The organism is Rickettsia endosymbiont of Urophora cardui (genome assembly GCF_964030725.1).
Taxonomy (GTDB): Bacteria; Pseudomonadota; Alphaproteobacteria; order Rickettsiales; family Rickettsiaceae; genus Rickettsia.
On sequence record NZ_CAXIPY010000007.1, the window covers coordinates 282201 to 307645 of the forward strand.

A 25445-nucleotide genomic window follows, 5' to 3' on the forward strand; every position below is an offset into this window, starting at 1 on the left:
AAAACTATTTTTCTCTAGATTAACATACTTTTTGCTAAGTGCGAAACTCCTGTAGATGGCTTAGACCAAAAGATAATATCCTTATATGCGAAGGGTATGAGTGTGTCTGATATTAAAACACAATTGCAAGAATTATATGGAGCTGAGATCAGTGAGAGCCTAATCAGCAGGATTACAGATGAAGTAATAGATGAGGTCAAGATTTGGCAGAGTAGACCTCTTGAATCAGTATACCCTATAGTATATTTTGACTGTTTAGTAGTGAAAGTAAGACAAGATAAACTTATTATTAATAAATCAGTATATGTAGCTTTAGGAATAGATTTATCTGGCAGAAAGGATATTTTAGGCTTATGGATAAGTGAGAATGAAGGAGCTAAATTTTGGCTTGGTAATTTTACTGAAATGAAGAATCGAGGAGTAAAAGATATCTTAATTGCTTGTAGTGATAATCTAACTGGTATGTCTGATGCTATTGCATCAGTATATCCGAAAACTGAACATCAAATTTGTATTGTCCATCAGATCAGGAATAGCCTCAAATATGTATCATATAAAGATAGAAAGCAATTAGCAGCGGATTTGAAACTAATCTATACTTCTGCTACTGAAAAAGAAGCAGAATTAGCTCTTGAGTCATTTGATCAAAAATGGAGTAAGCAATATCCGCATATAGCTAAATCTTGGTATAATAATTGGGATAATTTGATAATTTTCTTGCAATATCCAAAGGAGATTCGTAAGATTATTTACACTACAAATGCGATAGAATCGCTGAATAGCCAATTGAGAAAAGTTACTAAGAATAAACGCATCTTTCCAAATGATGACGCAGTATTTAAAGTTTTATATCTGACAATTGATTATATTACCAAAAAATGGTCTATGCCTATCCCCAATTGGAATGAAGCTATGGCTCATTTTATGATCAAATTTGATGGTAGAATTTAATGGTTCACGAAATTTACACAATTGATGAGACAGAGCCTGTGTATTAGTTAGAAGCCATTTAATGTTGTTCTGAATTGATGTTTTTATAACTTCCCAAGTTTGTTGATATAAAGTAATGTTTTCATTTATCCTCCTTTTGTTCATATCAAGCCAGGCCAATACAGCAAGGCAAATATGATTTCTTTGAGCTCGACCCGTGCGTGCCTGACAGCATTCAATACCACAAGTTTGTTTCAATTCTCGATGATAAACTTCTATAGACCAACGCGCCTTAACAATTTTCTCTATTTGCTCACGTGTAGGATTCTCTAAATTAGTTGTTATGTAATCAATGCGACCATTTTTTGCCACAAACTTAAATACCGTAACCCAACCGTATCCACGTAGGTGAATTTTTAGCCCTTCATCGGGAATCTCTAAAGTTTCCAAGCTAACATTACGATTAACTTTTCTATTTTTTCTTAGGTTGGTAACCCATATCCAACCTAAATTACGTATATGTTTTAAATTATCCAAACCACTATACCAAGCATCCATAACTATAGCATCAGGCTTGATACCTCTTTCTTTAGCTAAAGTAAGCATATCACAAAAATGCTCGTTCTTTGTTTTACCATCAGTTTCTTTATCATATATTCTATAATCTACAGGAGTAGATTGATCAATTTGAGTATTGTAATGCAGTAAGTTTACCATTCCTATACCAGGTATAACATCATGTACAGCCCCAGAATATTGATAATTTACAAGCTCGATCCTCTTACTGTATTGCTTTGACAATAAGGTGTCATCTCCTACTAATAAACAAGGATCTTCCAGATCAATATATTTTGACACTTTGCTATAGATTTCGCTAGGGCGAAAATCCTTACTCTTTAACCATCGACTTGCACTATCGTGCGATAGATCTAATGGACTTACTTCAGATAATGCTTTGCTAGTATATCTTACACTACTTGCTTGTAAGAATGATTTATATAAATCTTTGCTACATTTTGATCTTGTCATTTTTATCTAAAACTATTTTTCTCTAGATTAGCATATTATTTGCTAAGTGCGAAACTCCTGAAATACATAACCAATCTGTTTTAAAAAGAGAAGCTAAAAAGCAATATAAAGAAGATAACAAAGTATTATATAGTCCGTCCGCCAAAACTCTACAAGCCTTATAGATAATATGGTTTTAAGACAAGAAGTAATACAACAATCCGTAAGAAAATGATAAAATATGGTCATAAACCTTATGGATTTCAGTCAATGCCAATAGACAACATTATCAAATCGCAAGAACAAGGGAAACTGTTTGGTTATAAATTAAAAGAAGAATTAAACCCAAATAATAAGCTATATAGTCTATCCGCCAAAAACACTTCAAATCCTGATCATTTGTAATGGGATAGAGTTTTGACAACAAATTGCTAAGATTTTCAATAAAAATTAATAAGTTATGTTAATTTTTACTGATACATTTCTGTGTTGGTCTAATTTTGATATGGAGCTATTGTTAACGATTTTTTATCGTTCATCTAGTTTTTGCATGATGATATTTTTGATTTATGTGGAGTTAGACACGATTTGTAAATGATTTGCAATGCATCGTAAATTCAAACCAATAGCAGAGATTATTGGATTGATAATATCTCCTATCATACCTTTCAAGAAGTTTCTACCCATCCGACCATATTGCTTTAAGTGACCTATTATTGGTTCTATGGCACTGCGTCTCTTGATCATAGACTTGTCCTCTTGTAACAACTTCTTCCGCGTTTTTGGGGTATATACCTTACTCTTTTCCTTTACATTGCTACCACTATACCCAAGATCAACAAATGATTTCTTTATCTTGATTCCAGTGACACTCTCTACTGCTTCAAAGCTCTGATGCAATGTATGACCATCATAAGGATTATTATGAAACGATTTTGCGGATAAAACAAAATTTCTACGACCACTTACTACTACCGCTACTTTATTGCCAAACTCATATGGCTTGTTGCGTTTTCCCTTTCCTATACACTCTACTTCAGGGGCATGAAAACTATATAATACTTTGTTATCTTCTTTATATTGCTTTTTAGCTTCTCTTTTTAAAACAGATTGGTTATGTATTTGTTTTATTTTTTGCAATACTTCTTGATTTTTGAGAGACAAGTTTAATTGCTTATTTTTGATCTCACGCTCACATACTCTAATCAAACGACCCAGTAATATTTTTAAATGCTTCATTATTTTCCAACGCTTCTTGGCTTTACTATGTTCTTTATATTTCCATAGCTTTACTATATCGCGTTTATAGGTTCTAGCGTATGTTTCATTCAAATGTATACCCAAACTGTTGCAAAGCTTTACTATGCTAAGCCTAGCTTTATCCATTAAATAAACATCGTGTGGGTGTTTGATATTCTTAATTTGTACAGTCGTATCAGCGATGATTAATTCCAAATCTTTTTTTTTAATTGTGTTAGTTTTTATCCCAACCCTGATCAACTCCGATAATATCTCATTATATCCAGCTTCACCTAATACACTACGAAACCGTCGTATACTAGTTTCCGAGATAGCTATGTCTTTTTCTATATATTCCCACCCGCAGAAATACTGCCAATACATATTCTCTTTTAGCTCTTCCTCTGATAATGAATCTGAAAAATTATACATTGCTTGTAGCATCGTTATGCCAAGCATCACTCTATGACATTTTCTATTTCTACCAAATTTCTTAATACAAACATTTTTTGATAACCACTCTTCGAGCCTAGACCAATTTATTAATTCTCTTAATTTATATAGCTTATTATTTGGGTTTAATTCTTCTTTTAATTTATAACCAAACAGTTTCCCTTGTTCTTGCGATTTGATAATGTTGTCTATTGGCATTGACTGAAATCCATAAGGTTTATGACCATATTTTATCATTTTCTTACGGATTGTTGTATTACTTCTTGTCTTAAAACCATATTATCTATAAGGCTTGTAGAGTTTTGGCGGACGGACTATATAAATTAAGAGAATTAATAAATTGGTCTAGGCTCGAAGAGTGGTTATCAAAAAATGTTTGTATTAAGAAATTTGGTAGAAATAGAAAATGTCATAGAGTGATGCTTGGCATAACGATGCTACAAGCAATGTATAATTTTTCAGATTCATTATCAGAGGAAGAGCTAAAAGAGAATATGTATTGGCAGTATTTCTGCGGGTGGGAATATATAGAAAAAGACATAGCTATCTCGGAAACTAGTATACGACGGTTTCGTAGTGTATTAGGTGAAGCTGGATATAATGAGATATTATCGGAGTTGATCAGGGTTGGGATAAAAACTAACACAATTAAAAAAAAAGATTTGGAATTAATCATCGCTGATACGACTGTACAAATTAAGAATATCAAACACCCACACGATGTTTATTTAATGGATAAAGCTAGGCTTAGCATAGTAAAGCTTTGCAACAGTTTGGGTATACATTTGAATGAAACATACGCTAGAACCTATAAACGCGATATAGTAAAGCTATGGAAATATAAAGAACATAGTAAAGCCAAGAAGCGTTGGAAAATAATGAAGCATTTAAAAATATTACTGGGTCGTTTGATTAGAGTATGTGAGCGTGAGATCAAAAATAAGCAATTAAACTTGTCTCTCAAAAATCAAGAAGTATTGCAAAAAATAAAACAAATACATAACCAATCTGTTTTAAAAAGAGAAGCTAAAAAGCAATATAAAGAAGATAACAAAGTATTATATAGTTTTCATGCCCCTGAAGTAGAGTGTATAGGAAAGGGAAAACGCAACAAGCCATATGAGTTTGGCAATAAAGTAGCGGTAGTAGTAAGTGGTCGTAGAAATTTTGTTTTATCCGCAAAATCGTTTCATAATAATCCTTATGATGGTCATACATTGCATCAGAGCTTTGAAGCAGTAGAGAGTGTCACTGGAATCAAGATAAAGAAATCATTTGTTGATCTTGGGTATAGTGGTAGCAATGTAAAGGAAAAGAGTAAGGTATATACCCCAAAAACGCGGAAGAAGTTGTTACAAGAGGACAAGTCTATGATCAAGAGACGCAGTGCCATAGAACCAATAATAGGTCACTTAAAGCAATATGGTCGGATGGGTAGAAACTTCTTGAAAGGTATGATAGGAGATATTATCAATCCAATAATCTCTGCTATTGGTTTGAATTTACGATGCATTGCAAATCATTTACAAATCGTGTCTAACTCCACATAAATCAAAAATATCATCATGCAAAAACTAGATGAACGATAAAAAATCGTTAACAATAGCTCCATATCAAAATTAGACCAACACAGAAATGTATCAGTAAAAATTAACATAACTTATTAATTTTTATTGAAAATCTTAGCAATTTGTTGTCAAAACTCTATCCCATTACAAATGATCAGGATTTGAAGTGTTTTTGGCGGATAGACTATATAGTTTTCATGCCCCTGAAGTAGAGTGTATAGGAAAGGGAAAACGCAACAAGCCATATGAGTTTGGCAATAAAGTAGCGGTAGTAGTAAGTGGTCGTAGAAATTTTGTTTTATCCGCAAAATCGTTTCATAATAATCCTTATGATGGTCATACATTGCATCAGAGCTTTGAAGCAGTAGAGAGTGTCACTGGAATCAAGATAAAGAAATCATTTGTTGATCTTGGGTATAGTGGTAGCAATGTAAAGGAGAAGAGTAAGGTATATACCCCAAAAACGCGGAAGAAGTTGTTACAAGAGGACAAGTCTATGATCAAGAGACGCAGTGCCATAGAACCAATAATAGGTCACTTAAAGCAATATGGTCGGATGGGTAGAAACTTCTTGAAAGGTATGATAGGAGATATTATCAATCCAATAATCTCTGCTATTGGTTTGAATTTACGATGCATTGCAAATCATTTACAAATCGTGTCTAACTCCACATAAATCAAAAATATCATCATGCAAAAACTAGATGAACGATAAAAAATCGTTAACAATAGCTCCATATCAAAATTAGACCAACACAGAAATGTATCAGTAAAAATTAACATAACTTATTAATTTTTATTGAAAATCTTAGCAATTTGTTGTCAAAACTCTATCCCATTACAAATGATCAGGATTTGAAGTGTTTTTGGCGGATAGACTAGATAATGGCAAAGAATTTACCAATCATGAACAACTATTGCCAAAATCTGAACGAAAAGTATATTTTTGCAATCCTTATTCTCCATGGCCAAAACCATTGATAGAGAAGATTAACTCAATGGTGCACAGAGTATACTCTAAATCTTTAGATATAAAAAAATTAACAATAAAGCAATTACAAGAAATTGAGAATTTTTTAAATAATTTACCAAGAAAAGTGCTCGGTTATAAAACACCCAATGAGGTATGGGAAGAAAATATAAATCTGGCTTAATTAATACTGGAATTTACCGCTCATTCTTTGTTTTACCATCAGTGTCTTTATCATATATTCTATAATCTACGGGAGTAGATTGAGCAATTTTAGTATTGTAATGTAGTAAGTTTACCATTCCTATACCAGGTATAACATCATGTACAGCTCCAGAATATTGATAACGTACAAGCTCAATCTTCTGACTGTATTGCTTTGATAATAAGGTGTCATCCCCCACTAATAAACACGGTGCTTCCCAATCTATATATTTTGACACTTCCTTATAGATTTCGCTAGGACGAAAATCCTTACTCTTTAACCATCGACTTGCACTATCGTGAGATAGATCTACTGGACTCACTTCAGATAATGCCTTGCTAGTATATCTGACACTACTTGCTTGTAAAAATGATTTATATAAGTCCTTGCTACATTTTGTTCTTGTCATTTTTATCTAAAACTATTTTTCTCTAGATTAACATACTTTTTGCTAAGTGCGAAACTCCTGATACTGATAAAACAGCTTTAACTGCTGCTGATATGCTTAATGACCGAGTGTTACCATGGTATGAGACTCAAGGAATACCAATACTTCGTATTCTGACAGATCGTGGGTCAGAATATAAGGGGAATATAGAGCATCATGCTTTTGAATTATTTCTAAGTATCGAAGGTATAGAGCATACTACTACGAAAGCATATTCTCCTCAAACAAACGGTATGTGTGAGCGTTTTAATAAAACCATGAAACAAGAATTCTTTGATACAGCTATGCGGAAAAAGATTTATACAGATCTTGATGACCTACAATTAGATCTTGATATCTGGCTAGAGTATTTCAATAATGAAAGACCTCATTCTGGTAAATATTGTTATGGAAAAACTCCTATGCAAACTTTTAAGGATAGTAAGAAATTAGCTGTTGAAAAGAATAATGAAATCTTGTATCTTAAATAGTCTATCCGCCAAAAACACTTCAAATCCTGATCATTTGTAATGGGATAGAGTTTTGACAACAAATTGCTAAGATTTTCAATAAAAATTAATAAGTTATGTTAATTTTTACTGATACATTTCTGTGTTGGTCTAATTTTGATATGGAGCTATTGTTAACGATTTTTTATCGTTCATCTAGTTTTTGCATGATGATATTTTTGATTTATGTGGAGTTAGACACGATTTGTAAATGATTTGCAATGCATCGTAAATTCAAACCAATAGCAGAGATTATTGGATTGATAATATCTCCTATCATACCTTTCAAGAAGTTTCTACCCATCCGACCATATTGCTTTAAGTGACCTATTATTGGTTCTATGGCACTGCGTCTCTTGATCATAGACTTGTCCTCTTGTAACAACTTCTTCCGCGTTTTTGGGGTATATACCTTACTCTTCTCCTTTACATTGCTACCACTATACCCAAGATCAACAAATGATTTCTTTATCTTGATTCCAGTGACACTCTCTACTGCTTCAAAGCTCTGATGCAATGTATGACCATCATAAGGATTATTATGAAACGATTTTGCGGATAAAACAAAATTTCTACGACCACTTACTACTACCGCTACTTTATTGCCAAACTCATATGGCTTGTTGCGTTTTCCCTTTCCTATACACTCTACTTCAGGGGCATGAAAACTATATAATACTTTGTTATCTTCTTTATATTGCTTTTTAGCTTCTCTTTTTAAAACAGATTGGTTATGTATTTGTTTTATTTTTTGCAATACTTCTTGATTTTTGAGAGACAAGTTTAATTGCTTATTTTTGATCTCACGCTCACATACTCTAATCAAACGACCCAGTAATATTTTTAAATGCTTCATTATTTTCCAACGCTTCTTGGCTTTACTATGTTCTTTATATTTCCATAGCTTTACTATATCGCGTTTATAGGTTCTAGCGTATGTTTCATTCAAATGTATACCCAAACTGTTGCAAAGCTTTACTATGCTAAGCCTAGCTTTATCCATTAAATAAACATCGTGTGGGTGTTTGATATTCTTAATTTGTACAGTCGTATCAGCGATGATTAATTCCAAATCTTTTTTTTTAATTGTGTTAGTTTTTATCCCAACCCTGATCAACTCCGATAATATCTCATTATATCCAGCTTCACCTAATACACTACGAAACCGTCGTATACTAGTTTCCGAGATAGCTATGTCTTTTTCTATATATTCCCACCCGCAGAAATACTGCCAATACATATTCTCTTTTAGCTCTTCCTCTGATAATGAATCTGAAAAATTATACATTGCTTGTAGCATCGTTATGCCAAGCATCACTCTATGACATTTTCTATTTCTACCAAATTTCTTAATACAAACATTTTTTGATAACCACTCTTCGAGCCTAGACCAATTTATTAATTCTCTTAATTTATATAGCTTATTATTTGGGTTTAATTCTTCTTTTAACAGGAGTTTCGCACTTAGCAAAATTGTGTATTAGTTAGAAGCCATTTAATGTTGTTCTGAATTGATGTTTTTATAACTTCCCAAGTTTGTTGATATAAAGTAATGTTTTCATTTATCCTCCTTTTGTTCATATCAAGCCAGGCCAATACAGCAAGGCAAATATGATTTCTTTGAGCTCGACCCGTGCGTGCCTGACAGCATTCAATACCACAAGTTTGTTTCAATTCTCGATGATAAACTTCTATAGACCAACGCGCCTTAACAATTTTCTCTATTTGCTCACGTGTAGGATTCTCTAAATTAGTTGTTATGTAATCAATGCGACCATTTTTTGCCACAAACTTAAATACCGTAACCCAACCGTATCCACGTAGGTGAATTTTTAGCCCTTCATCGGGAATCTCTAAAGTTTCCAAGCTAACATTACGATTAACTTTTCTATTTTTTCTTAGGTTGGTAACCCATATCCAACCTAAATTACGTATATGTTTTAAATTATCCAAACCACTATACCAAGCATCCATAACTATAGCATCAGGCTTGATACCTCTTTCTTTAGCTAAAGTAAGCATATCACAAAAATGCTCGTTCTTTGTTTTACCATCAGTTTCTTTATCATATATTCTATAATCTACAGGAGTAGATTGATCAATTTGAGTATTGTAATGCAGTAAGTTTACCATTCCTATACCAGGTATAACATCATGTACAGCCCCAGAATATTGATAATTTACAAGCTCGATCCTCTTACTGTATTGCTTTGACAATAAGGTGTCATCTCCTACTAATAAACAAGGATCTTCCAGATCAATATATTTTGACACTTTGCTATAGATTTCGCTAGGGCGAAAATCCTTACTCTTTAACCATCGACTTGCACTATCGTGCGATAGATCTAATGGACTTACTTCAGATAATGCTTTGCTAGTATATCTTACACTACTTGCTTGTAAGAATGATTTATATAAATCTTTGCTACATTTTGATCTTGTCATTTTTATCTAAAACTATTTTTCTCTAGATTAGCATATTATTTGCTAAGTGCGAAACTCCTGTTTTAATTTATAACCAAACAGTTTCCCTTGTTCTTGCGATTTGATAATGTTGTCTATTGGCATTGACTGAAATCCATAAGGTTTATGACCATATTTTATCATTTTCTTACGGATTGTTGTATTACTTCTTGTCTTAAAACCATATTATCTATAAGGCTTGTAGAGTTTTGGCGGACGGACTAAATATGTATCTGACAGTCAAAATTTAACTGACAATCAGGGGCAAAATTTATAGTGTCTGTAAGATCAAATCTTGACTTCTACAATTTAGATGAGATGAGCATCAAGATCAAAGGCGAAGTATTCATATTATGGAGAGCTGTTGACTCTGAGGGGCATGAATTAGAAGTGTTATTACAGAAGCGTCGCAACAAGAAATCAGCTATTCGCTTTTTATCAAGATTATTGGGTAATTATCCGACTCCAAGAGTAATTGTTACTGATAAGCTCAAGAGTTACATTAAACCGATTAAGCTTATGTGTTCTAAAACTGAGCATCGTACCCATAAGAGACTAAATAATCGCGTTGAGAATGCTCATCAACCAACTAGGCGAAAAGAAAAGATACTGATTAAATTTAAGCATCCTAATTCAGCACAATATACATTATCACTGATGGGAAAAGTCAGAAATATATTTGCTGTAAATGTTGGTAGATATACTAAAACAGCATCTGAACAAAGAATTGCATTTGCATCCGCTAAAGACATTTGGGATGAAGCGACTCAAAGACTTCTTGCTGCCTGAAATCTAAAAATATAGCTCTTCTTGACAAGATCTTACTTAACTTGACGGTGCCCTTGAAGCTGATATAATACATAGTTCTAAAGTGTACGGTGCACACTTTGGTGATGAGTTACTCGATATAATGAATTTTGCTGAGCCTGATAATATACGTTTTATGCCTGATTGGTTTAAGATGACATTAACTGGTGCTATTGCAGATGATCAAATTATTGATTTATCTAATAAAGGTATAAATGATCAGAAATCATTAAAAAGTTTATTATTAGCCCATGGATTAGACAAGATAGAGGGCTTAGATTTATCATATAATACCCTGTAATAGTTGAGATTATATCTTACATTTAGTAAAATAAATTAATTATTAAATGGAGATAAAGAATGAACTTAAATCAAAAAATAATAAAACCAAAATTAGGTTTACTTGAATTAGCTAAGAGCCTTGGTAGTATATCATCAGCATGTAAAGCGATGGGATATAGTAGAGATAGTTATTACAGATTTAAAGAACTGTATGAAACTGGTGGCGAAGAAGCGTTGTATGAAATTAGTCGAAGAAAGCCAATAATAGCGAATAGAGTTGATCCTGCTGTAGAGAAAGCAGTACTAGATATGGCAATAGAATATCCAGCATATGGTCAGCTAAGAGTATCAAATGAGCTTAAAAAAACTGGTGTACTTGTATCACCTGGGGGAGTAAGATCAATTTGGTTACGTAATGATTTAAACAACATCAGTAAAAGACTTAAAGCATTAGAAGCAAAAATGGCTCAAGATGGTATTGTGCTTACTGAGGCACAATTACAAGTGCTAGAGAAGCGTCGTAATGAAAAAGAAGCTCATGGAGAAATTGAGACACAGCATCCAGGGTATCTAGGATGCCAAGATACATATTATGTAGGCAACTTTAAGGGTATAGGTAAGGTTTATTCTCAGGTATTTATTGATAGCTACAGCAGAGTAGCTGATGTTAAACTATATACTGATAAAACAGCTTTAACTGCTGCTGATATGCTTAATGACCGAGTGTTACCATGGTATGAGACTCAAGGGATACCAATACTTCGTATTCTTACAGATCGTGGGTCAGAATATAAGGGGAATATAGAGCATCATGCTTTTGAATTATTTCTAAGTATCGAAGGTATAGAGCATACTACTACTAAAGCATATTCTCCTCAAACAAACGGTATGTGTGAGCGTTTTAATAAAACAATGAAACAAGAATTCTTTGATACAGCTATGCGGAAAAAGATTTATACAAATCTTGATGACCTACAATTAGATCTTGATATCTGGCTAGAGTATTTCAATAATGAAAGACCTCATTCTGGTAAATATTGTTATGGTAAAACTCCTATGCAAACTTTTAAGGATAGTAAGAAATTAGCTGTTGAAAAGAATAATGAAATCTTGTATCTTGAATATGTATCTGACAGTCAAAATTTAACTGACAATCAGGTACGAAATTTATAGTGTCTGTAAGATCAAATCTTGACTTCTACAAATACCCTTACAGAAGGCATTTATGCCGTAATCTTAAGCCCTCCATTTTACAAAATGCAGGGTGATTAACTTTTAGCACTTGTTTTTAACTAGGCGCCCTATATGTCTATGAAGACTTTAGAGTCTTGGCTGATGAACTGGGTCTACATAACTTGTAATAAACATCTATTTAAACCCTGAGGCTCATATGACCCATCAAATACACGATATAGTCTATCCGCCAAAAACACTTCAAATCCTGATCATTTGTAATGGGATAGAGTTTTGACAACAAATTGCTAAGATTTTCAATAAAAATTAATAAGTTATGTTAATTTTTACTGATACATTTCTGTGTTGGTCTAATTTTGATATGGAGCTATTGTTAACGATTTTTTATCGTTCATCTAGTTTTTGCATGATGATATTTTTGATTTATGTGGAGTTAGACACGATTTGTAAATGATTTGCAATGCATCGTAAATTCAAACCAATAGCAGAGATTATTGGATTGATAATATCTCCTATCATACCTTTCAAGAAGTTTCTACCCATCCGACCATATTGCTTTAAGTGACCTATTATTGGTTCTATGGCACTGCGTCTCTTGATCATAGACTTGTCCTCTTGTAACAACTTCTTCCGCGTTTTTGGGGTATATACCTTACTCTTCTCCTTTACATTGCTACCACTATACCCAAGATCAACAAATGATTTCTTTATCTTGATTCCAGTGACACTCTCTACTGCTTCAAAGCTCTGATGCAATGTATGACCATCATAAGGATTATTATGAAACGATTTTGCGGATAAAACAAAATTTCTACGACCACTTACTACTACCGCTACTTTATTGCCAAACTCATATGGCTTGTTGCGTTTTTCCTTTCCTATACACTCTACTTCAGGGGCATGAAAACTATATAATACTTTGTTATCTTCTTTATATTGCTTTTTAGCTTCTCTTTTTAAAACAGATTGGTTATGTATTTGTTTTATTTTTTGCAATACTTCTTGATTTTTGAGAGACAAGTTTAATTGCTTATTTTTGATCTCACGCTCACATACTCTAATCAAACGACCCAGTAATATTTTTAAATGCTTCATTATTTTCCAACGCTTCTTGGCTTTACTATGTTCTTTATATTTCCATAGCTTTACTATATCGCGTTTATAGGTTCTAGCGTATGTTTCATTCAAATGTATACCCAAACTGTTGCAAAGCTTTACTATGCTAAGCCTAGCTTTATCCATTAAATAAACATCGTGTGGGTGTTTGATATTCTTAATTTGTACAGTCGTATCAGCGATGATTAATTCCAAATCTTTTTTTTTAATTGTGTTAGTTTTTATCCCAACCCTGATCAACTCCGATAATATCTCATTATATCCAGCTTCACCTAATACACTACGAAACCGTCGTATACTAGTTTCCGAGATAGCTATGTCTTTTTCTATATATTCCCACCCGCAGAAATACTGCCAATACATATTCTCTTTTAGCTCTTCCTCTGATAATGAATCTGAAAAATTATACATTGCTTGTAGCATCGTTATGCCAAGCATCACTCTATGACATTTTCTATTTCTACCAAATTTCTTAATACAAACATTTTTTGATAACCACTCTTCGAGCCTAGACCAATTTATTAATTCTCTTAATTTATATAGCTTATTATTTGGGTTTAATTCTTCTTTTAATTTATAACCAAACAGTTTCCCTTGTTCTTGCGATTTGATAATGTTGTCTATTGGCATTGACTGAAATCCATAAGGTTTATGACCATATTTTATCATTTTCTTACGGATTGTTGTATTACTTCTTGTCTTAAAACCATATTATCTATAAGGCTTGTAGAGTTTTGGCGGACGGACGATATAATATCATCACACAATCTTAATAATATATCAAAGCAAAAGCTAATTGAATTAATTAAACCTTTCAAAAAGGATATCAACACAAAAGACAAGGATGGTCGCACACCTATTATGTTGTACTGCATATTATTCAGCGAAAATACCAACCCCCTTGTACTGCAGACATTAATCTAACTGAAATTATAAACTTATTAGTACAATATACCACTTTACATTCTCTAGTATCTCGCTCAACTGGTGAGGAGAGTATAACAGAAAAAATGTTCAAGTCAACATCCTTATTTAAAGCAGGAGTACTAAATCAATTACTGAACTATTATAATGCATTATTACCGTTTAAGAATGATTCTATATTTAAAAAAGAGTTAGAAAGCTTTTATTTCCAAATTGTACTGATATTACCATATGTTGAAGATGAGATAATGCTAAGAAATATATTGGATAATATAGAGCTTCAAGTGGATCTATTATATGATCCAGCATTGTATAATGATTCATGGGTTAATACACTGTTATGTGAAGCAATTCATTTAGAAAATCAGGTGTTGGTTCGAGTGTTAATCTCGTATGATAGTCGGTATAACACCAGAAGCGATCTATTGGATTTTATTAGAAAACATCCAGCACTGGAGCAATTGATTGTTAATGATCTTAGGATACTGAAGGTTGGTACTATTATAGCACAACAATTTATTAGACTTGAGGAATTTAACAATCATCAAGCATTAGCCCTAAAAATTAATAGCATAGTCCAGTTATCTTTAGTACACAATCAAGACTTTAATGTGCTGAAACAAGAATTTGGATTCAATAATAATATATTCCATGCTATTGCATTAGATAACACTATAAGTGTACAAGATTGTTTTAAAATTTTTAAACATTTCGGTCAGCGGATAGAGTATTTATTGGAATATAATGCTTTAGGTCATAGACCTCTTTATAATGCGGTTTTCATTTGCAATAAGAACTTCTTAACGTTTTATAGTAGTGTCACTAAAATAAATAACGTTGATATTGATGATAAATGGATCGTAGATAAATATGCTAATAATGTTGCACATATTTTAGCAAGAATACAATATGATGATAACGTAAAGTATGTATTAACGTTATGTAATGCAGTATATGAAGTATTACCTTACAAAAATCATTATCAACAAAGTGCTATATGTGATGCAATTATATTCAGGAATATTCCATTTATCAATTACTGGGAACAGAATAACTTTGGTTTCACAGAACTAGATAAGGGTGGCAATTCACTGTGGCAGTATTATGTAATATCAGGGTATGAATCTCAAGAACCATATATATTAGAACAGTCATTAGAATTGATATATGAGAAACTAAAATCAAAGATTGCGCAAACTATATATAAGAAAAATCATATGGGTCTTACTCCAATTCAATTGGCAATCAAAACACTTCGCGTAACAGCATTAGAATTACTCTTAAATTCACATACTTTAAAGGACCGAATAACTTTCACTGATAAAGATAACGAAGGGTATTCAATCTCAGATATTATGGCTATGAATTTTGGTAAAAATTATCATAATAATGTGCGAATAGCAGCTATACGAAATATTGTAAATTTATTAATACCGTTTGTTAATTCAATAAAAAGTAATTATCATGATGGCTCTCAAAGAATTCTTGATATTCTGACACAAAAATTACAGAAACCATTATGGTTATTTCTGAATGACTTATTTCGGACGGAAGTGCTCAATATTCTAAGAAAGAATGGCCACACCACCATATCGGATCAGCATAATGATTTTTTCATTAGAGCTAATGATGTAATACAAGCAGCTATATCAAGGATCAAACTTCAAGATTTATCTCAAAAGTTTAAAGATACAATAAATGCATTACAATTTGATATTGTCTTCTGCAAAACAAATGTATGGGGTGATAATTTAATCAATGTGCTAATGACCAAAGAGCATATAGGCTTTACTCAGGAGTATATGATTCCATTGATAATAGAACTCTTGTCGCCTGAATTAAAGCAACATTATATGCACATGAGCAATAATATTGGACAATTGCCAGTTCATATAGCTGCTGAGAGTCCTAACGATATTATAGATTATTTTTTATTATCGGCTCTGTCTCATCAATTGTGTAAATTTCGTGAACCATTAAATTCTACCATCAAATTTGATCATAAAATGAGCCATAGCTTCATTCCAATTGGGGATAGGCATAGACCATTTTTTGGTAATATAATCAATTGTCAGATATAAAACTTTAAATACTGCGTCATCATTTGGAAAGATGCGTTTATTCTTAGTAACTTTTCTCAATTGGCTATTCAGCGATTCTATCGCATTTGTAGTGTAAATAATCTTACGAATCTCCTTTGGATATTGCAAGAAAATTATCAAATTATCCCAATTATTATACCAAGATTTAGCTATATGCGGATATTGCTTACTCCATTTTTGATCAAATGACTCAAGAGCTAATTCTGCTTCTTTTTCAGTAGCAGAAGTATAGATTAGTTTCAAATCCGCTGCTAATTGCTTTCTATCTTTATATGATACATATTTGAGGCTATTCCTGATCTGATGGACAATACAAATTTGATGTTCAGTTTTCGGATATACTGATGCAATAGCATCAGACATACCAGTTAGATTATCACTACAAGCAATTAAGATATCTTTTACTCCTCGATTCTTCATTTCAGTAAAATTACCAAGCCAAAATTTAGCTCCTTCATTCTCACTTATCCATAAGCCTAAAATATCCTTTCTGCCAGATAAATCTATTCCTAAAGCTACATATACTGATTTATTAATAATAAGTTTATCTTGTCTTACTTTCACTACTAAACAGTCAAAATATACTATAGGGTATACTGATTCAAGAGGTCTACTCTGCCAAATCTTGACCTCATCTATTACTTCATCTGTAATCCTGCTGATTAGGCTCTCACTGATCTCAGCTCCATATAATTCTTGCAATTGTGTTTTAATATCAGACACACTCATACCCTTCGCATATAAGGATATTATCTTTTGGTCTAAGCCATCTATTCTTGTTTGTTTCTTTGAGACTATTATAGGTTCAAATTTACCTTGTCTGTCTCTTGGAACATTTAGCTCTATAGTACCATTCTCACTAATCAGATTCTTACTAAAACTACCATTCCTCGCATTCTCAGTTTCAGCTCTATCATACTTGCTATAACCTAAATGTTCTGACATCTCAGCATGCAGTGCTCGCTCTAAAATACCCTTGGTTAATTCCTTAATTAATCCATTCTGACTTAGTACTGTTTTTAAATCTACTCCGCCTTCTATCAGCAAATCTATTGCTTCATTTATTTTTTTATTCTTCTCTATTTGCATTTCTGTTACCTATATTTTTAATTACTTCTAATATAGGCTCAACAAAAATTTACACAATCATTGCAAAAGACTCTTATTATCAAATGTCAATAGTATTAATACACTCACATCTCCTCCAGAACGTACGTTATATTCTATGAATGTTGTCGATTATACTGCATTATTGGATAATCCAGCTTTATTCAAACGTTTACTTCATGCATTAATAAACGCAAAGTTAAAACTAAAAATATCAGATCCCATAATATTCAAAACAGCATTTTTGAAAAAACTGCATTCTTGGTTATCAAAGGATGAATTAGAAAACCTAAAAATATTTAGTATAATATTATCTCAAAATGCAATACCAAGTAGTATTAGCACAAAGCAATCCCTAGAACTGATCAAAGCAAGACAATCGAGTATTAATGCACGTGATGTATCGTACTACGGTGTAAATTATTCATTATATTCCTATATAATTAACAGTGGTCATTATATCAAATTTAAAGATTCTGTATCCATAATAATAACGGAGAAATATTTAACAACCTTATTAAAATCATTTCATCAGTCATCATCGCAGATAATACTTATAGCATTATTATTTGATGGTCATGCTAGTGCGGCTATTATCACTAAAAACAGTTTAAAGGAATATCATGCATATTTCCAAGATTCAAGTTATACAGAAGGAGAAAGGAAAGTTCTATAATTAGTCCGTCCGCCAAAACTCTACAAGCCTTATAGATAATATGGTTTTAAGACAAGAAGTAATACAACAATCCGTAAGAAAATGATAAAATATGGTCATAAACCTTATGGATTTCAGTCAATGCCAATAGACAACATTATCAAATCGCAAGAACAAGGGAAACTGTTTGGTTATAAATTAAAAGAAGAATTAAACCCAAATAATAAGCTATATAAATTAAGAGAATTAATAAATTGGTCTAGGCTCGAAGAGTGGTTATCAAAAAATGTTTGTATTAAGAAATTTGGTAGAAATATAGCTAACACGGAAATGTTTCTACCACATATTAGGAAAAACTTAGGCATTGATCAATAATTTTATGTAAACAGTTTTTAAAGTTAGTCCAGCAATGTTTAATAGGATTTAGATCTGGTGAATATGTGAGTAAATACAAAAACTATGGTAAAAACCTTTTCGCGTTAGCTATAGAAAATGTCATAGAGTGATGCTTGGCATAACGATGCTACAAGCAATGTATAATTTTTCAGATTCATTATCAGAGGAAGAGCTAAAAGAGAATATGTATTGGCAGTATTTCTGCGGGTGGGAATATATAGAAAAAGACATAGCTATCTCGGAAACTAGTATACGACGGTTTCGTAGTGTATTAGGTGAAGCTGGATATAATGAGATATTATCGGAGTTGATCAGGGTTGGGATAAAAACTAACACAATTAAAAAAAAAGATTTGGAATTAATCATCGCTGATACGACTGTACAAATTAAGAATATCAAACACCCACACGATGTTTATTTAATGGATAAAGCTAGGCTTAGCATAGTAAAGCTTTGCAACAGTTTGGGTATACATTTGAATGAAACATACGCTAGAACCTATAAACGCGATATAGTAAAGCTATGGAAATATAAAGAACATAGTAAAGCCAAGAAGCGTTGGAAAATAATGAAGCATTTAAAAATATTACTGGGTCGTTTGATTAGAGTATGTGAGCGTGAGATCAAAAATAAGCAATTAAACTTGTCTCTCAAAAATCAAGAAGTATTGCAAAAAATAAAACAAATACATAACCAATCTGTTTTAAAAAGAGAAGCTAAAAAGCAATATAAAGAAGATAACAAAGTATTATATAGTTTTCATGCCCCTGAAGTAGAGTGTATAGGAAAGGGAAAACGCAACAAGCCATATGAGTTTGGCAATAAAGTAGCGGTAGTAGTAAGTGGTCGTAGAAATTTTGTTTTATCCGCAAAATCGTTTCATAATAATCCTTATGATGGTCATACATTGCATCAGAGCTTTGAAGCAGTAGAGAGTGTCACTGGAATCAAGATAAAGAAATCATTTGTTGATCTTGGGTATAGTGGTAGCAATGTAAAGGAGAAGAGTAAGGTATATACCCCAAAAACGCGGAAGAAGTTGTTACAAGAGGACAAGTCTATGATCAAGAGACGCAGTGCCATAGAACCAATAATAGGTCACTTAAAGCAATATGGTCGGATGGGTAGAAACTTCTTGAAAGGTATGATAGGAGATATTATCAATCCAATAATCTCTGCTATTGGTTTGAATTTACGATGCATTGCAAATCATTTACAAATCGTGTCTAACTCCACATAAATCAAAAATATCATCATGCAAAAACTAGATGAACGATAAAAAATCGTTAACAATAGCTCCATATCAAAATTAGACCAACACAGAAATGTATCAGTAAAAATTAACATAACTTATTAATTTTTATTGAAAATCTTAGCAATTTGTTGTCAAAACTCTATCCCATTACAAATGATCAGGATTTGAAGTGTTTTTGGCGGATAGACTAATTAATTAAGCCAGATATAATCAATTTTTAATCTCTCAGGGTTTAATTCCCCGAAGCTCTGCTTCGTGATATCATAAGAAACAACTAAAACTTTTTTAGATACCTCGTAGCTCTGCTGCGAGGAGCATCATTTAAATATAGATATATCATGGCTCATTTAACGATAGATGAAAGATTTAAAATATACGAAATGAATAAGAGTGGTTATAGCTCGCGATATATAGGGACAAAGATTGGCCGTGATAAAAGCACTATATGTTATGAACTCAAGAGAATGAGGCATAATTATAGACCAGATAGGGCTAACACACTTGCTTGCAGTTTAAGGCAAGGTAAGAGAAAAAGAAAATTAGATATTGATAATAATTTACGAGCAGAAATAATAAAGCAGTTAACACAGGGTATTTCACCAGATATAATTTCAGGTAGACGTAAACTATCACGAGATACTGTCAATATTTCTACAGAGAGTATATACCAGTTTATTTATACATCTCCTATAGCACAAAGGCAAAAATTATATTTATCTTTAGCAAGAAAAAGGAAAAATAGGTTGCATCATGGTACAAGAATCAGAAACAAAAGAATTACAATACCAAATCGAGTTTCCATTACTGAAAGACCAGAGATAAATAGAAAGATAGCAGCAATAGGTCATTTAGAAGGTGATTTAACTTTTAACAAAGGTAATCAAAGTCGTAATATAGGCGCTCTTGTGGATATCAGAACACAAAAAGTGTTTCTCACTTTAAACCGTTCAAAAAGAACACAAGATGTGATTGGTAACATGAATAAAAAACTTAAACAATTGTCGCATATAATCAAAAGCATAACGTTAGATAATGGCAAAGAATTTACCAATCATGAACAACTATTGCCAAAATCTGAACGAAAAGTATATTTTTGCAATCCTTATTCTCCATGGCAAAAACCATTGATAGAGAAGATTAACTGTAATAGTTGAGATACCGTCTTGAGTGTCAACAACTTTTTCATTATTTTACCTCAATTTTATTTTACAGGGTTTTTATATTTGCACTAAAAGATGTTTTGTTATTAAGAACACCATAAATTATGTGAAGCAACTTACGCATAGCAGCAATCACTATAACCATTTTAGATTTTCCAACATTGCTCAAACGTTGACTAAAATCCTTAATAATCGGATTATGTTTTATAGTCTATCCGCCAAAAACACTTCAAATCCTGATCATTTGTAATGGGATAGAGTTTTGACAACAAATTGCTAAGATTTTCAATAAAAATTAATAAGTTATGTTAATTTTTACTGATACATTTCTGTGTTGGTCTAATTTTGATATGGAGCTATTGTTAACGATTTTTTATCGTTCATCTAGTTTTTGCATGATGATATTTTTGATTTATGTGGAGTTAGACACGATTTGTAAATGATTTGCAATGCATCGTAAATTCAAACCAATAGCAGAGATTATTGGATTGATAATATCTCCTATCATACCTTTCAAGAAGTTTCTACCCATCCGACCATATTGCTTTAAGTGACCTATTATTGGTTCTATGGCACTGCGTCTCTTGATCATAGACTTGTCCTCTTGTAACAACTTCTTCCGCGTTTTTGGGGTATATACCTTACTCTTCTCCTTTACATTGCTACCACTATACCCAAGATCAACAAATGATTTCTTTATCTTGATTCCAGTGACACTCTCTACTGCTTCAAAGCTCTGATGCAATGTATGACCATCATAAGGATTATTATGAAACGATTTTGCGGATAAAACAAAATTTCTACGACCACTTACTACTACCGCTACTTTATTGCCAAACTCATATGGCTTGTTGCGTTTTCCCTTTCCTATACACTCTACTTCAGGGGCATGAAAACTATATAATACTTTGTTATCTTCTTTATATTGCTTTTTAGCTTCTCTTTTTAAAACAGATTGGTTATGTATTTGTTTTATTTTTTGCAATACTTCTTGATTTTTGAGAGACAAGTTTAATTGCTTATTTTTGATCTCACGCTCACATACTCTAATCAAACGACCCAGTAATATTTTTAAATGCTTCATTATTTTCCAACGCTTCTTGGCTTTACTATGTTCTTTATATTTCCATAGCTTTACTATATCGCGTTTATAGGTTCTAGCGTATGTTTCATTCAAATGTATACCCAAACTGTTGCAAAGCTTTACTATGCTAAGCCTAGCTTTATCCATTAAATAAACATCGTGTGGGTGTTTGATATTCTTAATTTGTACAGTCGTATCAGCGATGATTAATTCCAAATCTTTTTTTTTAATTGTGTTAGTTTTTATCCCAACCCTGATCAACTCCGATAATATCTCATTATATCCAGCTTCACCTAATACACTACGAAACCGTCGTATACTAGTTTCCGAGATAGCTATGTCTTTTTCTATATATTCCCACCCGCAGAAATACTGCCAATACATATTCTCTTTTAGCTCTTCCTCTGATAATGAATCTGAAAAATTATACATTGCTTGTAGCATCGTTATGCCAAGCATCACTCTATGACATTTTCTATTTCTACCAAATTTCTTAATACAAACATTTTTTGATAACCACTCTTCGAGCCTAGACCAATTTATTAATTCTCTTAATTTATATAGCTTATTATTTGGGTTTAATTCTTCTTTTAATTTATAACCAAACAGTTTCCCTTGTTCTTGCGATTTGATAATGTTGTCTATTGGCATTGACTGAAATCCATAAGGTTTATGACCATATTTTATCATTTTCTTACGGATTGTTGTATTACTTCTTGTCTTAAAACCATATTATCTATAAGGCTTGTAGAGTTTTGGCGGACGGACTAGCTCCATATCAAAATTAGACCAACACAGAAATGTATCAGTAAAAATTAACATAACTTATTAATTTTTATTGAAAATCTTAGCAATTTGTTGTCAAAACTCTATCCCATTACAAATGATCAGGATTTGAAGTGTTTTTGGCGGATAGACTACACAATTGATGAGACAGAGCCCGTGATCACTATAGCGTCTAGGTCTTCCTCGTTTCATTTCCTCTCTGTAATCAGCATACCAGCCAATCGCCAAATCACTGGCAATCATAAAATCTATGCGACCCCTATTGCGTAAAAAATTATTATATTCTGACCAATTCGTTATTTTATCAGGAGTTTCGCACTTAGCAAAAAGTATGTTAATCTAGAGAAAAATAGTTTTAGATAAAAATGACAAGAACAAAATGTAGCAAGGACTTATATAAATCATTTTTACAAGCAAGTAGTGTCAGATATACTAGCAAGGCATTATCTGAAGTGAGTCCAGTAGATCTATCTCACGATAGTGCAAGTCGATGGTTAAAGAGTAAGGATTTTCGTCCTAGCGAAATCTATAAGGAAGTGTCAAAATATATAGATTGGGAAGCACCGTGTTTATTAGTGGGGGATGACACCTTATTATCAAAGCAATACAGTCAGAAGATTGAGCTTGTACGTTATCAATATTCTGGAGCTGTACATGATGTTATACCTGGTATAGGAATGGTAAACTTACTACATTACAATACTAAAATTGCTCAATCTACTCCCGTAGATTATAGAATATATGATAAAGACACTGATGGTAAAACAAAGAATGAGCATTTTTGTGATATGCTTACTTTAGCTAAAGAAAGAGGTCTCAATCCTGATGCCATAGTCATGGATGCTTGGTATAGCGGGTTGGAGAATTTAAAACATATACGTAATTTAGGCTGGCTATGGGTTACCACCCTAAGGAAAAATAGAAAAGTTAATCATAATGTTAGCTTGGAAAGTTTAGAGATACCCGATGAGGGGCTAAAAATTCACCTACGTGGATACGGTTGGGTTACGGTATTTAAGTTTGTGGCAAAGAATGGTCGCATTGATTACATAACAACGAACTTGGAAAATCCCACACGTGAGCAAATAGAGAAAATTGTTAAGGCACGTTGGTCTATAGAGGTTTATCATCGAGAATTAAAACAAACTTGTGGTATTGAACGCTGTCAGGCACGCACGGGCCGAGCTCAAAGAAATCATATTTGCCTTGCAGTATTTGCCTGGCTTGATATGAATAAAAGGAGGATAAATGAAAACATTACTTTATATCAACAAACTTGGGAAGTTATAAAAACATCAATTCAAAACAATATCAGATGGCTTTTAACTGATTCGCAACTTTGCTAAGTGCGAAACTCCTGTTTATATTTAGAATACTTGCGTGATTTACTAAAAGGGGCTTTCTTCCGAGATCTCATATAATCTGGATTATTTTTAATTCAGGACATCTTACCAGATTATCACCACTCTTGCTCTACAAATCTTATTTATGCAACAAAGCCATGCGGTTAAACTGCTTTGTTTCTTTTTCAATTTTATCCATTGCGTTTAGTTGATTTTGGTATCCACACAAAGTGATACATTATTCTAAAAACATGATGACTATTACGCCTCAATTCCATTCTACTAAATTATAATATGCCAACGCTTATATTATAACGCTATCCATCTAGGGAGCAAGCTCCCTAGATTTTCGCTATGCGGTTAAATCTACTCCGCCTTTTATCAGTAAATCTATTGCTTCATTTATTTTTTTATTCTTCTCTATTTGCATTTCTGTTACCTATATTTTTAATTACTTCTAATATAGGCTCAACAAAAATTTACACAATCATTGCAAAAGACTCGTTTTTTCTTTCTTATTCCATGCGAATCAAAAAACTTCATTGCGAGGAACGAAGCGACGTGGCAATCTCATCAAACATCCTGAGATTGCACACATACAAAACTTACAGTTTCTCCTCGCAATGACAATTCTTAATCCACGCCACCACGGAGTGGCAACTAACCCACTATCTTATTACTACCCATAACGTTATAGCCGCAATCTACATAATGAATTTCGCCCGTAACTCCGGATGCAAGTTGGCTAAATAAATATACCGCCGCTCCTGCTACGTCTTGCTGAAGAGTATTGCGTCTTAGCGGAGCAGTTGCCGCATGAGATTTAAGCATAGTATTAAAGTCACCAATAACGCTACCTGAAAGAGTCTTAATAGGACCTGCTGAAATAGCATTTACACGGATATTATTTTCACCCATATCATTTGCTAAATACCTAACACTTGCCTCTAATGCAGCTTTTGCTACACCCATAACGTTGTAATTTGGTATAACTTTCTCAGCACCGTAATAGCTTAATGTTACTATACTACCACCATCATTCATTAACTTTTCAGCTTCTCTTGCAAGCTCAACTAAAGAGTAGCATGATATATGCAAACTATTATTGAAATTGCCAAGGCTAGTATCTATATACCGTCCTTTAAGTTCGTTTCTATCGGAAAAAGCCATGCCGTGCAGTAAGAAGTCAAAAGTTCCCCATTTTTCTTTTACTTCAGCAAATAAATTAGTAATTGATTCTGGATTTGTAACATCAAGCTCGCTAACAAAATTGCATCCAACTTCTTCCGCAAGAGGTTTAACTCTTTTTTCTAAAATTTCTGATTGATAAGTAAAGCAAAGTTCAGCACCATGTTTGCGTGCGAGCTGTGCTATCGCCCATGATATGGACATATTATTTGCAATACCGGTAATTATACCTTTTTTCCCCTGTAATAATCCTGTAGTCATAATCTCCTGTATA

Annotated in this window: 19 protein-coding genes and 7 pseudogenes; 15 read left to right on the forward strand and 11 right to left on the reverse strand. The window is 32.7% G+C overall.

The annotated features are described in order from the left end of the window. Window positions 1–51: 51 nt before the first annotated feature. Window positions 52–951 (forward strand): annotated as a pseudogene (locus tag AAHI98_RS15385) (IS256 family transposase); the annotation flags it as partial. Between the two features lie 36 nt (window positions 952–987). Here AAHI98_RS15385 and AAHI98_RS15390 read toward each other — a convergent pair. Next, window positions 988–1959: pseudogene (locus tag AAHI98_RS15390) on the reverse strand (IS701 family transposase); the annotation flags it as partial. Window positions 1960–1981: 22 nt separating this feature from the next. Further along, window positions 1982–2104, reverse strand: coding sequence for a hypothetical protein (locus AAHI98_RS15395; protein ID WP_342226391.1), 123 nt, complete (start codon window positions 2102–2104; stop codon window positions 1982–1984). 65 nt (window positions 2105–2169) lie between these two features. Here AAHI98_RS15395 and AAHI98_RS15400 point away from each other — a divergent pair, with 65 nt between their 5' ends. After that, a complete protein-coding gene (locus tag AAHI98_RS15400; RefSeq protein WP_342226392.1) occupies window positions 2170–2343 on the forward strand; it encodes a hypothetical protein in 174 nt (57 codons plus the stop codon). A 162-nt stretch (window positions 2344–2505) separates the two neighbouring features. Here the strand turns inward: AAHI98_RS15400 and AAHI98_RS15405 are convergent, their stop codons facing one another. Next, window positions 2506–3867 carry an IS5 family transposase gene (locus AAHI98_RS15405; protein ID WP_342224717.1) on the reverse strand — a complete coding sequence of 454 codons (1362 nt, stop codon included), beginning with the start codon at window positions 3865–3867 and terminating at the stop codon, window positions 2506–2508. 65 nt (window positions 3868–3932) lie between these two features. On the opposite strand from AAHI98_RS15405, the gene AAHI98_RS15410 reads away from it, so the two are divergent. From AAHI98_RS15410 to AAHI98_RS15420, 3 genes and pseudogenes are all read left to right on the forward strand, one after another. Next, window positions 3933–5180, forward strand: coding sequence for an IS5 family transposase (locus AAHI98_RS15410; RefSeq protein ID WP_342226393.1), 1248 nt, complete (start codon window positions 3933–3935; stop codon window positions 5178–5180). Window positions 5181–5370: 190 nt separating this feature from the next. Next, a complete protein-coding gene (locus tag AAHI98_RS15415; protein WP_342224861.1) occupies window positions 5371–5874 on the forward strand; it encodes a transposase in 504 nt (167 codons plus the stop codon). A 202-nt stretch (window positions 5875–6076) separates the two neighbouring features. After that, window positions 6077–6352 (forward strand): annotated as a pseudogene (locus AAHI98_RS15420) (transposase); the annotation flags it as partial. A gap of 19 nt (window positions 6353–6371) precedes the next feature. Here AAHI98_RS15420 and AAHI98_RS15425 read toward each other — a convergent pair. Next, window positions 6372–6782: pseudogene (locus AAHI98_RS15425) on the reverse strand (IS701 family transposase); the annotation flags it as partial. 62 nt (window positions 6783–6844) lie between these two features. On the opposite strand from AAHI98_RS15425, the pseudogene AAHI98_RS15430 reads away from it, so the two are divergent. Beyond that, window positions 6845–7291: pseudogene (locus tag AAHI98_RS15430) on the forward strand (integrase core domain-containing protein); the annotation flags it as partial. Window positions 7292–7493: 202 nt separating this feature from the next. On the opposite strand, the gene AAHI98_RS15435 reads toward AAHI98_RS15430, so the two are convergent. Continuing rightward, complete coding sequence (locus AAHI98_RS15435) at window positions 7494–8780, reverse strand: IS5 family transposase (RefSeq protein ID WP_342226396.1); 1287 nt, start codon at window positions 8778–8780, stop codon at window positions 7494–7496. Continuing rightward, window positions 8774–9754, reverse strand: coding sequence for an IS701 family transposase (locus AAHI98_RS15440; RefSeq protein ID WP_342224656.1), 981 nt, complete (start codon window positions 9752–9754; stop codon window positions 8774–8776). Before AAHI98_RS15440 ends, AAHI98_RS15435 begins: the two co-directional genes overlap by 7 nt. 294 nt (window positions 9755–10048) lie before the next feature. Here AAHI98_RS15440 and AAHI98_RS15445 point away from each other — a divergent pair, with 294 nt between their 5' ends. The 3 genes from AAHI98_RS15445 to AAHI98_RS15455 all read left to right on the forward strand — a co-directional run bounded on the left by AAHI98_RS15445 (window position 10049) and on the right by AAHI98_RS15455 (window position 12034). Continuing rightward, window positions 10049–10561, forward strand: coding sequence for a DDE-type integrase/transposase/recombinase (locus tag AAHI98_RS15445; protein ID WP_342226397.1), 513 nt, complete (start codon window positions 10049–10051; stop codon window positions 10559–10561). A 172-nt stretch (window positions 10562–10733) separates the two neighbouring features. Then, window positions 10734–10880 carry a hypothetical protein gene (locus tag AAHI98_RS15450; RefSeq protein ID WP_342226398.1) on the forward strand — a complete coding sequence of 49 codons (147 nt, stop codon included), beginning with the start codon at window positions 10734–10736 and terminating at the stop codon, window positions 10878–10880. 59 nt (window positions 10881–10939) lie between these two features. Further along, window positions 10940–12034: an IS481 family transposase gene (locus tag AAHI98_RS15455; RefSeq protein WP_342225236.1), complete on the forward strand. Its 1095-nt coding sequence runs from the start codon at window positions 10940–10942 to the stop codon at window positions 12032–12034. A gap of 444 nt (window positions 12035–12478) precedes the next feature. Here the strand turns inward: AAHI98_RS15455 and AAHI98_RS15460 are convergent, their stop codons facing one another. Further along, complete coding sequence (locus AAHI98_RS15460; RefSeq protein WP_342226399.1) at window positions 12479–13840, reverse strand: IS5 family transposase; 1362 nt, start codon at window positions 13838–13840, stop codon at window positions 12479–12481. A 341-nt stretch (window positions 13841–14181) separates the two neighbouring features. On the opposite strand from AAHI98_RS15460, the gene AAHI98_RS15465 reads away from it, so the two are divergent. Next, window positions 14182–16176, forward strand: coding sequence for a hypothetical protein (locus AAHI98_RS15465; RefSeq protein ID WP_342226400.1), 1995 nt, complete (start codon window positions 14182–14184; stop codon window positions 16174–16176). On the opposite strand, the gene AAHI98_RS15470 is transcribed toward AAHI98_RS15465, so the two are convergent. Next, window positions 16072–17286 carry an IS256 family transposase gene (locus tag AAHI98_RS15470; RefSeq protein ID WP_342224662.1) on the reverse strand — a complete coding sequence of 405 codons (1215 nt, stop codon included), beginning with the start codon at window positions 17284–17286 and terminating at the stop codon, window positions 16072–16074. The genes AAHI98_RS15465 and AAHI98_RS15470 overlap by 105 nt on opposite strands. A 136-nt stretch (window positions 17287–17422) precedes the next feature. Here AAHI98_RS15470 and AAHI98_RS15475 point away from each other — a divergent pair, with 136 nt between their 5' ends. From AAHI98_RS15475 to AAHI98_RS15490, 4 genes and pseudogenes are all read left to right on the forward strand, one after another. Then, window positions 17423–17980, forward strand: coding sequence for a hypothetical protein (locus AAHI98_RS15475; protein ID WP_342226401.1), 558 nt, complete (start codon window positions 17423–17425; stop codon window positions 17978–17980). 81 nt (window positions 17981–18061) lie between these two features. Further along, the gene (locus AAHI98_RS15480) at window positions 18062–18334 is read left to right on the forward strand and encodes a hypothetical protein (protein WP_342226402.1); all 273 of its coding nucleotides are present in this window, start codon (window positions 18062–18064) and stop codon (window positions 18332–18334) included. Between the two features lie 127 nt (window positions 18335–18461). Next, window positions 18462–19595, forward strand: coding sequence for an IS5 family transposase (locus AAHI98_RS15485; RefSeq protein ID WP_342226403.1), 1134 nt, complete (start codon window positions 18462–18464; stop codon window positions 19593–19595). Window positions 19596–19948: 353 nt separating this feature from the next. Beyond that, window positions 19949–20752: pseudogene (locus AAHI98_RS15490) on the forward strand (IS30 family transposase); the annotation flags it as partial. A 64-nt stretch (window positions 20753–20816) separates the two neighbouring features. On the opposite strand, the pseudogene AAHI98_RS15495 reads toward AAHI98_RS15490, so the two are convergent. Both AAHI98_RS15495 and AAHI98_RS15500 read right to left on the reverse strand, forming a co-directional pair. Continuing rightward, window positions 20817–20978: pseudogene (locus AAHI98_RS15495) on the reverse strand (IS110 family transposase); the annotation flags it as partial. 204 nt (window positions 20979–21182) lie between these two features. Further along, window positions 21183–22544: an IS5 family transposase gene (locus AAHI98_RS15500; protein WP_342224717.1), complete on the reverse strand. Its 1362-nt coding sequence runs from the start codon at window positions 22542–22544 to the stop codon at window positions 21183–21185. 461 nt (window positions 22545–23005) lie between these two features. On the opposite strand from AAHI98_RS15500, the gene AAHI98_RS15505 reads away from it, so the two are divergent. Next, on the forward strand, window positions 23006–23986 hold the full coding sequence (locus AAHI98_RS15505) for an IS701 family transposase (protein WP_342224659.1): 981 nt from the start codon (window positions 23006–23008) through the stop codon (window positions 23984–23986). 657 nt (window positions 23987–24643) lie between these two features. On the opposite strand, the gene fabI is transcribed toward AAHI98_RS15505, so the two are convergent. Beyond that, complete coding sequence (gene fabI / locus AAHI98_RS15510; protein WP_342226405.1) at window positions 24644–25432, reverse strand: enoyl-ACP reductase FabI; 789 nt, start codon at window positions 25430–25432, stop codon at window positions 24644–24646. Window positions 25433–25445 lie beyond the last annotated feature (13 nt).

What these genes read in the sequence shown, in the direction of transcription:
- AAHI98_RS15400 (WP_342226392.1), top strand. Translation starts at nt 2,170, where the DNA reads ATGATAAAATATGGTCATAAACCTTATGGATTTCAGTCAATGCCAATA.
- AAHI98_RS15405 (WP_342224717.1), bottom strand. Translation starts at nt 3,867, where the DNA reads ATGATAAAATATGGTCATAAACCTTATGGATTTCAGTCAATGCCAATA.
- AAHI98_RS15440 (WP_342224656.1), bottom strand. Translation starts at nt 9,754, where the DNA reads ATGACAAGATCAAAATGTAGCAAAGATTTATATAAATCATTCTTACAA.
- AAHI98_RS15450 (WP_342226398.1), top strand. Translation starts at nt 10,734, where the DNA reads ATGACATTAACTGGTGCTATTGCAGATGATCAAATTATTGATTTATCT.
- AAHI98_RS15455 (WP_342225236.1), top strand. Translation starts at nt 10,940, where the DNA reads ATGAACTTAAATCAAAAAATAATAAAACCAAAATTAGGTTTACTTGAA.
- AAHI98_RS15460 (WP_342226399.1), bottom strand. Translation starts at nt 13,840, where the DNA reads ATGATAAAATATGGTCATAAACCTTATGGATTTCAGTCAATGCCAATA.
- AAHI98_RS15465 (WP_342226400.1), top strand. Translation starts at nt 14,182, where the DNA reads ATGTTCAAGTCAACATCCTTATTTAAAGCAGGAGTACTAAATCAATTA.
- AAHI98_RS15470 (WP_342224662.1), bottom strand. Translation starts at nt 17,286, where the DNA reads ATGCAAATAGAGAAGAATAAAAAAATAAATGAAGCAATAGATTTGCTG.
- AAHI98_RS15475 (WP_342226401.1), top strand. Translation starts at nt 17,423, where the DNA reads ATGAATGTTGTCGATTATACTGCATTATTGGATAATCCAGCTTTATTC.
- AAHI98_RS15480 (WP_342226402.1), top strand. Translation starts at nt 18,062, where the DNA reads ATGATAAAATATGGTCATAAACCTTATGGATTTCAGTCAATGCCAATA.
- AAHI98_RS15500 (WP_342224717.1), bottom strand. Translation starts at nt 22,544, where the DNA reads ATGATAAAATATGGTCATAAACCTTATGGATTTCAGTCAATGCCAATA.
- AAHI98_RS15505 (WP_342224659.1), top strand. Translation starts at nt 23,006, where the DNA reads ATGACAAGAACAAAATGTAGCAAGGACTTATATAAATCATTTTTACAA.
- fabI (WP_342226405.1), bottom strand. Translation starts at nt 25,432, where the DNA reads ATGACTACAGGATTATTACAGGGGAAAAAAGGTATAATTACCGGTATT.